Source organism: Holdemanella hominis (assembly GCF_014306155.1).
In the GTDB taxonomy this organism is placed as follows: Bacteria; Bacillota_I; Bacilli_A; order Erysipelotrichales; family Erysipelotrichaceae; genus Holdemanella; species Holdemanella hominis.
Genome location: NZ_JACRWH010000018.1, coordinates 21,469 through 30,941 on the forward strand (window position 1 = coordinate 21,469; position 9,473 = coordinate 30,941).

Annotated in this window: 8 protein-coding genes and 1 pseudogene; 8 read left to right on the plus strand and 1 reads right to left on the minus strand. The window is 33.2% G+C overall.

Annotation, left to right across the window (positions count from 1 at the left end; genetic code table 11):
- Positions 1 to 104: 104 nt before the first annotated feature.
- The 8 genes from H8911_RS05955 to H8911_RS05990 all read left to right on the plus strand — a co-directional run bounded on the left by H8911_RS05955 (position 105) and on the right by H8911_RS05990 (position 9,130).
- On the plus strand, positions 105 to 1,568 hold the full coding sequence (locus tag H8911_RS05955) for a glycoside hydrolase family 1 protein (RefSeq protein WP_186999006.1): 1,464 nt from the start codon (positions 105 to 107) through the stop codon (positions 1,566 to 1,568).
- A 9-nt stretch (positions 1,569 to 1,577) separates the two neighbouring features.
- Positions 1,578 to 2,423 (plus strand): PRD domain-containing protein, encoded by an 846-nt coding sequence (locus H8911_RS05960; RefSeq protein WP_186999007.1) that lies wholly within the window; start codon positions 1,578 to 1,580, stop codon positions 2,421 to 2,423.
- A gap of 14 nt (positions 2,424 to 2,437) precedes the next feature.
- Complete coding sequence (locus H8911_RS05965; protein WP_222620970.1) at positions 2,438 to 3,829, plus strand: PTS transporter subunit EIIC; 1,392 nt, start codon at positions 2,438 to 2,440, stop codon at positions 3,827 to 3,829.
- 64 nt (positions 3,830 to 3,893) lie between these two features.
- Positions 3,894 to 4,742 (plus strand): Cof-type HAD-IIB family hydrolase, encoded by an 849-nt coding sequence (locus tag H8911_RS05970; protein ID WP_186999008.1) that lies wholly within the window; start codon positions 3,894 to 3,896, stop codon positions 4,740 to 4,742.
- 20 nt (positions 4,743 to 4,762) lie between these two features.
- On the plus strand, positions 4,763 to 5,248 hold the full coding sequence (locus H8911_RS05975) for a PTS sugar transporter subunit IIA (RefSeq protein WP_186999009.1): 486 nt from the start codon (positions 4,763 to 4,765) through the stop codon (positions 5,246 to 5,248).
- 9 nt (positions 5,249 to 5,257) lie between these two features.
- Positions 5,258 to 6,721 (plus strand): glycoside hydrolase family 1 protein, encoded by a 1,464-nt coding sequence (locus H8911_RS05980; protein WP_186999010.1) that lies wholly within the window; start codon positions 5,258 to 5,260, stop codon positions 6,719 to 6,721.
- Between the two features lie 10 nt (positions 6,722 to 6,731).
- Entirely contained in the window at positions 6,732 to 8,210 is a 1,479-nt protein-coding gene (locus H8911_RS05985) for a glycoside hydrolase family 1 protein (RefSeq protein WP_186999011.1), read from the plus strand.
- The gene (locus H8911_RS05990; RefSeq protein ID WP_186999012.1) at positions 8,210 to 9,130 is read left to right on the plus strand and encodes an AEC family transporter; all 921 of its coding nucleotides are present in this window, start codon (positions 8,210 to 8,212) and stop codon (positions 9,128 to 9,130) included. Before H8911_RS05985 ends, H8911_RS05990 begins: the two co-directional genes overlap by 1 nt.
- A 162-nt stretch (positions 9,131 to 9,292) precedes the next feature.
- Here the strand turns inward: H8911_RS05990 and H8911_RS05995 are convergent.
- A pseudogene (locus H8911_RS05995) lies at positions 9,293 to 9,473 on the minus strand (sugar kinase); the annotation flags it as partial.

Genomic DNA, 9,473 nt, shown 5'->3' on the forward strand with positions numbered 1-9,473 from the left:
AAAAGATTTAGTGGGGCAATACCTTTAGAAAGCAATACTAGTAGGGATATTAGTATGATGGGCTTTTTATAGGTGTTGCCTCTTTTTTGTTGAAAGGAGCTTATATGGCAGAATTTACAAAAGGCTTTTTATGGGGAGGAGCTACAGCGGACTTCCAATACGAAGGCGGATTTAATGAAGGTGGAAAAGGGTTATCCACTCATGATTTTGAAACAGACGGATCTTTAGAAAAGCCAAGAATGATTACATTAGAACTTGCTGATGGTACTAGAGGTGAGGTTCCTACTCGTGAAAGTTTCCCAGATGGAGCTGAAGCAAAGATTTATGATGATCAATATTATCCTAGTCACAAAGCAGTTGACTTCTATCATCACTATAAAGAAGATATTGCTTTAATGGGTGAAATGGGATTCAATGTATTTCGTTTCTCTATTTGCTGGCCTAGAATTTTCCCAACAGGAGATGAATTAGAACCAAATGAAGAAGGTTTAAAATTTTATGATGATGTAATTACAGAACTTGAAAAATATAACATTCAACCATTAATTACAATTTGCCACGACGAACTTCCAGATTATTTGGCAAGAAAATATGATGGTTGGTCAAGCCGTCATGTGATTGATTGCTATGTTCGATATGCAACAACAGTATTAGAAAGATATAAAGGTCGTTGTAAATATTGGTTAACATTTAACGAAATCAATGCTGTAAATGGATATGCACAAATCGGAACACATAAACAAGACGAACAAACAGTTTATCAAGCAAAACACCATATGTTTGTAGCAAGCGCAAAAGTTGTAAAAATTGCACATGAAATTGACCCAGAAAATATGGTGGGTACAATGTATGCATTATCTCAAATGTATCCAAAGACATGTAATCCACAAGATATCATGGCAAGCTATATGAAACGTCGTAATAACTTATGGTTTATTGATATTATGGCACGTGGTTACTATCCTAACTTTACAGATCAGTTCTTTGAAGAACGTGGCGTAAAATTGGCAAAAGAACCAGGGGATGATGAGATTTTACGTGAAGGAACATTGGATATGGTAACATTTAGTTACTACAGATCAATGACAATTTCAAAAGATACAAAATTAACTTGGGCTATGGGATTACTTGGAGGAGATCCAAATCCATACTTAGAAAGTACAAAATGGGGATGGCCAATTGATCCAATTGGACTTCGCTATACATTAAATGAATTGTATGATCGTTACCAAAAACCATTGTTTGTCGTTGAAAATGGTTTAGGAGAAATCGATGTCAAAGAAGCAGATGGAACTGTAAACGATGATTATCGAATTAAATATTTAGCTCAGCATTTCGAAGAAATGAAGAAAGCTGTTAACATTGATAAAGTGCCAGTTCTTGGTTACACAATGTGGGGAAATACAGATTTGGTTTCACTAAGTACAGGTGAAATGAAAAAACGTTATGGTTTTGTTTATGTAGACCTAGACGACAAAGGAAATGGAACAGGAGAGAGAAGCAAGAAAAAATCATTTGAGTGGATGAAGAAAGTTTGCCACACAAATGGTAAAGATCTTAGCTACTAAGAAGAGATTATGGTTAAGCAATATTATGTAATAAAAAAAGTTTTAAATAACAACGTTGTCATTTCTGAAAATGAAGATAAAAAAGAAATTATTATCATGGGTTCAGGAATTGGATTTGGAAAACATGTACATGATTTAGTCGACTCTAAAAAAATCTATAAAATTTACGAATTACGTAATAATGCTTACAAAAATCGTTTTGAAAGCTTAGTGGAGGAAATTCCATTTGAATGTTTCCAATTAACAGAAAACATTATTGCGTATGCGCAAGATGAATTGCATCAACAATTCAAAGACGGATTGGTTTTAAGTTTAGCTGATCACATTCACTTTGCGGTTACACAAATTAAAAATCACGAGACAAGAGTTACTTTGTCTTTAGAAGAAATTAAATTATTCTACAAAGATGAATACAAAGTTGCAAAACAGGCAGTTCAAATGATTAACGAATTTTATCATATTGAACTGGATACGACAGAAGCTGCTAGTATCGCATTCCATTTTATAAATGGAAATATCAATCAAAATGAAGAAGATATCAATACTATTCTTAGTGGAACTAAAACTATTTTAGGAATTATTGAAAGTTCATTAGGAATCGAATTAAATGAATCAAATCCTGGCTTCTATCGTTTAGTGATTCATCTGAAGTATTTTATAAAACGAGTCATTATTGAAAAACAAGAGTGTGATAATCGATTCGATGCAGCATTCTTTAATGAAAATGATGAGAGATTTAAAGTTATAAAAAAATGTTTGGATAATATTGAGTCTTATCTATATGAAACATATTCATACAAGATGGATTCAGCGGAAAGACTTTATTTAACTATCCACATAACTAGAATTCTATAAGGAGAGAAAATAAAATGGCAAAAATAGATGCAAAAGCTATTGCACAAGAAATTGTACAACATGTCGGCGGACCAGAAAACGTAAATTCAGTTGCTCACTGTATGACTAGAGCACGTTTCGTATTAAAAAATGTAAATAAAGCAGATCAAGAGGCTTTAAAAAATATTAAAGGAGTTTTAGGAGTTATTTACTCTGGAGGACAATTACAGGTTATCTTAGGAGCAAACTTATTACCTGTATTTGAAGAAATTGTTAAACAAAATAATTTTACTCAGGGTGCCGTTGTAGATGAAAATCTAGATGATGGACCAAAAGAAAAACAAAGTATCCCACAAATCGTATTAGGATATGTACAAGCAAGTGTTACACCTTTGGTTCCAGGTTTAGTTGCGGGTGGTATTTTAAAAGTAATTTTAATGCTATTGCCATATGTAATGCCAAGTTTTGCAGGCTCATCAACAAGTATGGTTTTAGGTTGGATTGCCAATGCACCATTCTACTTTATGCCTATATTCGTAGCTTATGGTGCTGCAAAAAAATTAGGTGGAACTGAAATTTATGCAATGTTAGTTACTGCTGCTTTACTTACTACAGAATGGGTAACTGCAGTTGGTGATGGAACTGCGATTACATTATTTGGTATTCCATGCCGTGCTATTACTTATAATGGACAATTACTTCCTGCCTTGTTAATTCCAATTGCTGCTTATTATATTGAAAAAGGCTTGAATAAAGTGATTCCAGGAATCTTAAAATCATTGTTAGTAGGTTCATTAACTATTCTTGTTACTGGAGCATTAGCATTTGTTGTGTTAGGACCAGCTGGACGTTATCTTGGTGATGCAATCAGTTATGTATTCTTATTCTTAGGTGATCATGTTCCATTTATTGCGGTTGCTGTTTTAGCTGCATGTCTTCCATGGATGATTATGGCTGGAATGCACACAGCCTTATCTCCATTCATGATTCAAAATATGGATACTATTGGTTATGATGCTGTTATTCGTCCTGCATTCGTATTACACAATGTTGCAGAAGGTGGAGCTTGTTTAGGTGTGGCTTTACGTACAAAAGATAAAGAATTTAGATCAGAATGTTTATCATTGGCAGTCGGTGCTATTGTTGCTGGAGTTACAGAACCAGCTATTTATGGATGTAACTTAAAATATAAAAAACCAATGTATGGAGTAATGGGTGGTGCTGCCATCGGTGGTATTGTTGCTTCATTATTAGGAGCTAGAGCATTTGTGTTTGGATATTCAAACATACTAGCCATTGCTCCAATGTTCTTATCAACTGCTTGGGCAATGTTTATTGGTGCTGCTGTAGCAATTGTTGCAGCTGCAATCATCACTTATATTTTAGGAATTGATGAAGGTCCTATTAAAGCAGCAAAAAGAAAATAATTAAAAGTTTTCTCCCAGCTGCTTAACCAGCTGGGTTTTTTGTAGATGGATGAAGGGAGAAGTTATGATTAAACTGATTGCGAGCGATTTGGATGGAACTCTATTAGATGAGCCAAATCGAATTTCAAAAATCAATTTAGATGCAATTGAATATGCATATCAAAAAGGAGCTAAATTTTGTTTTTCAACAGGTAGAGATCTACAAAGTGTAAAAGATATTACTTGTTTATTAAGACATAAGCCAGTGTTATTACTTGGCAATGGTTCAGAAGTTTATGATGAAGATGAAAATCTAGTGTTTCAAAATTTCTTCAATAATAAGTATCTTGAAGAAGTATGTGAAATCATGAATAAACATGATGTTCCACATATGATTTTTACAACAGATGGTTTCTATACAACAACAGATCCTGTAGAGGTACGACAAAGATTTATTGAAAGAATAGGAAAGATAAGAAATCAGGAGATGGCACATATTTTCGCAACAAATATGGATAAGCCTTGTAATAATTTAGTTCAGATTGAAAATATACAAGAATTCGCAAAAACAAAGAAAGTTTTAAAAGTCGAAGGATTTCACTATAACTCAAAGCCCGTGGAAGATGTAAAAAAAGTCTTAGAAAAATTTACAGAACTATCCCATCTATCTACAGGAAAAAACAATGTAGAAGTAACGAATTTGACAGCTACAAAGGGACTTGCTTTGAAACGATATTGCGAGTATGCCAACATTAAAGAAGATGAAGTTATGGTTATAGGTGATTCTCATAACGATTTAAGTATGTTTGAATTTTTTAAATATAGTTTTGCACCAGAAAACAGTATTCAAGAAATCAAAAATTTTGCATACAAAGTAGTAAAAAGCTGTGATGAACATGGTGTAAGTCAAGCTATATATGAATTTATAAAATAAACAAAAGGAGGAAATATATTATGTTGTCTATTTTTAAGAAAAAAGAAGTGAATACAGTAGTATGTTCAGATGATGAATTTGTCGCTGTTGCCAATGGTACACTAGTACCTTTGGAAAACGTAAGTGATCCAGCTTTCGCATCAAAAATGATGGGGGATGGAATCGCAATTGAATTAAGTGAAGGAACAATCTGTGCTCCATGCAACGGAACTTTAGATGTAGCTTATCCAACAGGACATGCATTTGGAATTACACGTAATGATGGTGTAGAAATGATTATACATATTGGAGTAAATACAGTAGAAAGTAATGGTAAAGGATTTGAAGTGTTAGCTACTCAAGGACAGACTGTAAAAGCTGGAGATCCATTAGTTAAAGTGGACTTAAAGAGTTTAAGTAAAAAATATGATATGGTCACAATGTTGATTGTTACAGATCCAAATGAAAAAGAAATTTCATTCATTGATTGTCAAGAAGTAAAGAAAGGTCAAATTATTAGTAAATAGGTGAAGAGTATGAGTTTTCCAAAAAATTTTTTATGGGGCGGAGCCGTTGCCGCAAACCAATTAGAAGGTGCGTATTTAGAGGATGATAAACAATTGAATGTCACAGATGTGATGGTAGGGATTATTAGCAATCCAGATTTAAAATATGATGAAAAAACAAATAAATGGATTCCAGATTTTAAAGAAGATAAAGTATATTTGTCTCATGATGGGATTGACTTTTATCATCGTTATAAAGAAGATTTGGCATATATGGCACAAATGGGATTTAAAGCATTTAGAACAAGTATTTCATGGGGACGTATCTTTCCAAATGGAGATGAATTAGAACCAAATGAAGCAGGATTACAATTCTATGATGATTTATTTGATGAAATGATCCGCTTAGGAATGGAACCTGTTATTACTCTTTCTCACTATGAAACACCATTGCATTTATTAACTGAATATGGTGGATGGTTAAATGAAAAATTGATTGAATACTGGATGAACTATGTAGAAGTTGTATTCAATCGTTATAAGGGAAAAGTTAAATATTGGATGACATTTAATGAAATCAATAACATATTTAGAATGCCGTTTGCAGCTGGCGGCGTGTTGAAAACAACGCCAAATGAAAAAGGAATTCCTAATGCTGATTTAACAGATGCTGAATTGTATCAAGCGACACATTATATTTTTGTTGCGAACGCAAAGACAGTAGAATTGTGTCATGAAATTGATCCAGAGGCAAAAATTGGATGTATGCTATCGTTATCGAGCATGGCTACTTATCCATACAGTTGTAATCCGGATGATGTATTTGGTGCTTTACAATTCCAGCGTAAACAAAAATTATTCTTAGACGTAATGTGTAAAGGATATTATCCAGGTTATGTAAAACGTATTTGGAATGAACAAAACTGTACACCAGTTATGAATGAAGAGGATTTAGAAATAATTAAAAACAACACAGTGGATTATATTGCGTTCAGCTATTACCGTAGTGCTGTATATAAATCAGATGGTTCTATTACTGTAGATACTGGTGGAGCTGCTGGTGTTGAAAATCCATATTTGGAAGGAACATCACCAGAACCATGGCGTTGGCCTATTGATCCAAAAGGAATTCGTTATGTATGCAACATTTTAACAGATGAATATAATTTACCATTATTCATTGTAGAAAATGGTATTGGATTAGATGAAAATTTGGATTCTGAAGGTAAAATTCATGATGATTTTAGAAAAAAATATGTAAAAGATCATCTTGTTCAAATTGAGGAAGCAATTAAAGATGGCTGTGATGTAATGGGATACTTATATTGGGGACCTATTGACGTTGTAAGTGCTGGTACAGGTGAAATGCGTAAGCGCTATGGATTTGTTTATGTAGACCGCTTTAATGATGGTACAGGAACATTAGAAAGAAGAAAAAAAGATTCTTTTGAATGGTTTAAAAACGTGATTGAAACAAATGGTGAAGAGTTGTAGGAGGACGAATATGAAATTTCCTGAAGGCTTTTTATGGGGAGGCGCTACAGCTGCCAACCAATATGAAGGTGGTTGGAATGAAGGTGGAAAAGGATGGAGCGTTTCTGATTGTGCTAAAGCACATTTTGATACAGATGTAACGAATTTTTCCGCACATAATGAAATCACAAGTGAAGAAATTCAGTATGCGATGGAACATCCAGAAGACATGGTGAATTATCCAAAGCGCCATGGAAGTGATTTTTATCATCACTATAAAGAAGATATTGCTTTAATGGCAGAAATGGGATTTAAAGTATTTCGTATGAGTATTGCGTGGTCTAGAATTTATCTGAATGGAGATGATTTAGAACCAAATGAAGAAGGATTACAATTTTACGACAACGTATTTGATGAATGTAAAAAATATGGTATAGAACCATTGGTGACAATGTCTCATTATGAACCGCCATTAAATTTAGTGTTGAAATATAATTGTTGGTATAACAGAAAAACAATTGATTTCTTCTGTAAGTTTGTAGAAACAATCTGTACTCGATATAAAGATAAAGTAAAATATTGGCTAACTTTTAATGAAGTAGATAGTATGATTCGACATCCATACACAACTGGCGGATTAATTCGGGATCGATTTAAGGATAAGAATTTTGAAGAAGTTATTTTTCAATCTATGCACCATCAATTTGTGGCGAGTGCCTTGGCAACAAAAATATGCCATGAAATCATTCCAGGCTCTCAAGTAGGATGTATGCTTACAAAATTAACATATTATCCATATTCATGTCGTCCAGAAGATGTATTGGAAATGCAACAAAAAATGCGTTCTATTTATTGCTATAGCGATACACAAGTGTTTGGTGAATATCCAGCATATTTATTGGCTCGTTTTAAAAATCATGGATTAAATATCGTGATGGAAGAAAAAGATCTTGAAATCATGAAAAAATATCCTGTTGATTTTATTTCTTTCTCCTATTACATGTCTAGCTGTGTCGCAAAAAACACAGAAGGACTTGATACAACAGAAGGAAATACTGTTACAGCCATTAAGAATCCATATTTGCCTTCAAGTGAATGGGGCTGGCAAATTGATCCAATTGGACTAAGAATTTCTTTGGTTGATCTGTATGATCGTTATAGAAAACCATTGTTTATTGTTGAAAACGGATTGGGAGCTAAAGAAGAATTGGTTCCGGATGGGAAAGGTTCTTATACAGTGAATGATGATTATCATATTGATTATTATAAGGCACACTTTAAAGCTATGTATGATGCAATTCACGAAGATGGAGTTGAATTATTAGGATATACATCATGGGCATGCATAGATTTAGTGAGTGAAAGTACGAAACAAATGTCAAAACGATATGGATTTGTATATGTTGATGCAGATGATTATGGAAAAGGTACTTATAATCGATATAAGAAAAAGTCTTTCTATTGGTATAAACATGTTATCGAAACAAATGGAGAATGTTTGTTTGAATAATGTCCTTATTATTAACGAAACAAATCGCAGAATTATTTATAATGATTTTACTAGGTTATATTCTAGTAAAATCAAACTTATTAACAAAGCAAGACAGTAAAGTATTATCGACAGTCGCATTATATATAGTCACTCCATGTGTTATTATCAATGCATTTCAAGTCCAGTATTTTCAAGATGTAAAAAATGGAATCATACTTTCTTTTCTTGCCGCTATGATTATTCATATTGTTTATATAGTAGTGGCAAGAATGATTGGAAAAGTATATACGTTAAATGGAGTTGAAAAAGCTACCATTATCTATACAAATGCAGGTAACTTGATTATTCCTTTGGTACAAGCTTTGTTAGGGAAAGAATGGGTTGTGTATACAACAGGATATATTCTTGTGACAACTGTGTTTATTTGGACACATGGAAGAATGTTGATATGTGAAGAAAAAGGGTTTAATGTTAAGGACTTATTGAAAAATGTGAATGTAATCGCATCTATAATAGGAATATTGATGTTTGCACTTAAAATACAACTCCCATCTTTATTCACGGAAACCATGGATTCAATGAGTGCAACGATTGCACCGATTTCTATGATTGTTGCAGGTATGTTGATTGCAGGTATGGATGTCAAAGACTGCTTAAAGAATAAGCGACTCTATATTATTACATTTTTAAAGATGTTTATATTTCCGTGTCTTGCAGTAAGCTTACTTAAATTCACAAATTTATCTTCTATGGTTAAAAATGGAGATATGATTTTACTAATCAGCTTATTAGCGTCAGTTGCTCCAACTGCAGCCTCAGTAACACAAATCGCACAAATATATGATGCAGATTCAGAATATGCCAGTGCCTATTATTTTGTTACAACTTTATTATGTATTTTAACAATGCCAATATTTGTATGGTTCTATCAGCTTTAAAACAAATTAAAAGGATCGATATTCATAGGGAAAATAGAATATCGATCCATTATTTTATATAGAAACAGATGACTACGATTAGGATATTTTAATTGTAAGTATATTGTTGGAATAGGAGAAATAAATACATGATAGTAATCTGTTACTACCTAAATTATTGGTTTATCTTTGAACGCGGCCTGAACCGTCTCCACCAGCTAATTTCAACACTTCGTCCATGCTTGCCATGTTGAAATCACCTTCGATAGAGTGTTTTAAGCAACTTGCGGCTACCGCAAATTCAATGGTTGCCTGAGGATCATATCCTTCTAGGCTTGCGGCAATCAATCCAGCTCCAAAACTG

Bases quoted from the DNA above. Each gene is read 5' to 3' on its own strand.
- H8911_RS05955 (WP_186999006.1), top strand. From the start codon at position 105: ATGGCAGAATTTACAAAAGGCTTTTTATGGGGAGGAGCTACAGCGGAC.
- H8911_RS05960 (WP_186999007.1), top strand. From the start codon at position 1,578: ATGGTTAAGCAATATTATGTAATAAAAAAAGTTTTAAATAACAACGTT.
- H8911_RS05965 (WP_222620970.1), top strand. From the start codon at position 2,438: ATGGCAAAAATAGATGCAAAAGCTATTGCACAAGAAATTGTACAACAT.
- H8911_RS05970 (WP_186999008.1), top strand. From the start codon at position 3,894: ATGATTAAACTGATTGCGAGCGATTTGGATGGAACTCTATTAGATGAG.
- H8911_RS05975 (WP_186999009.1), top strand. From the start codon at position 4,763: ATGTTGTCTATTTTTAAGAAAAAAGAAGTGAATACAGTAGTATGTTCA.
- H8911_RS05980 (WP_186999010.1), top strand. From the start codon at position 5,258: ATGAGTTTTCCAAAAAATTTTTTATGGGGCGGAGCCGTTGCCGCAAAC.
- H8911_RS05985 (WP_186999011.1), top strand. From the start codon at position 6,732: ATGAAATTTCCTGAAGGCTTTTTATGGGGAGGCGCTACAGCTGCCAAC.
- H8911_RS05990 (WP_186999012.1), top strand. From the start codon at position 8,210: ATGTCCTTATTATTAACGAAACAAATCGCAGAATTATTTATAATGATT.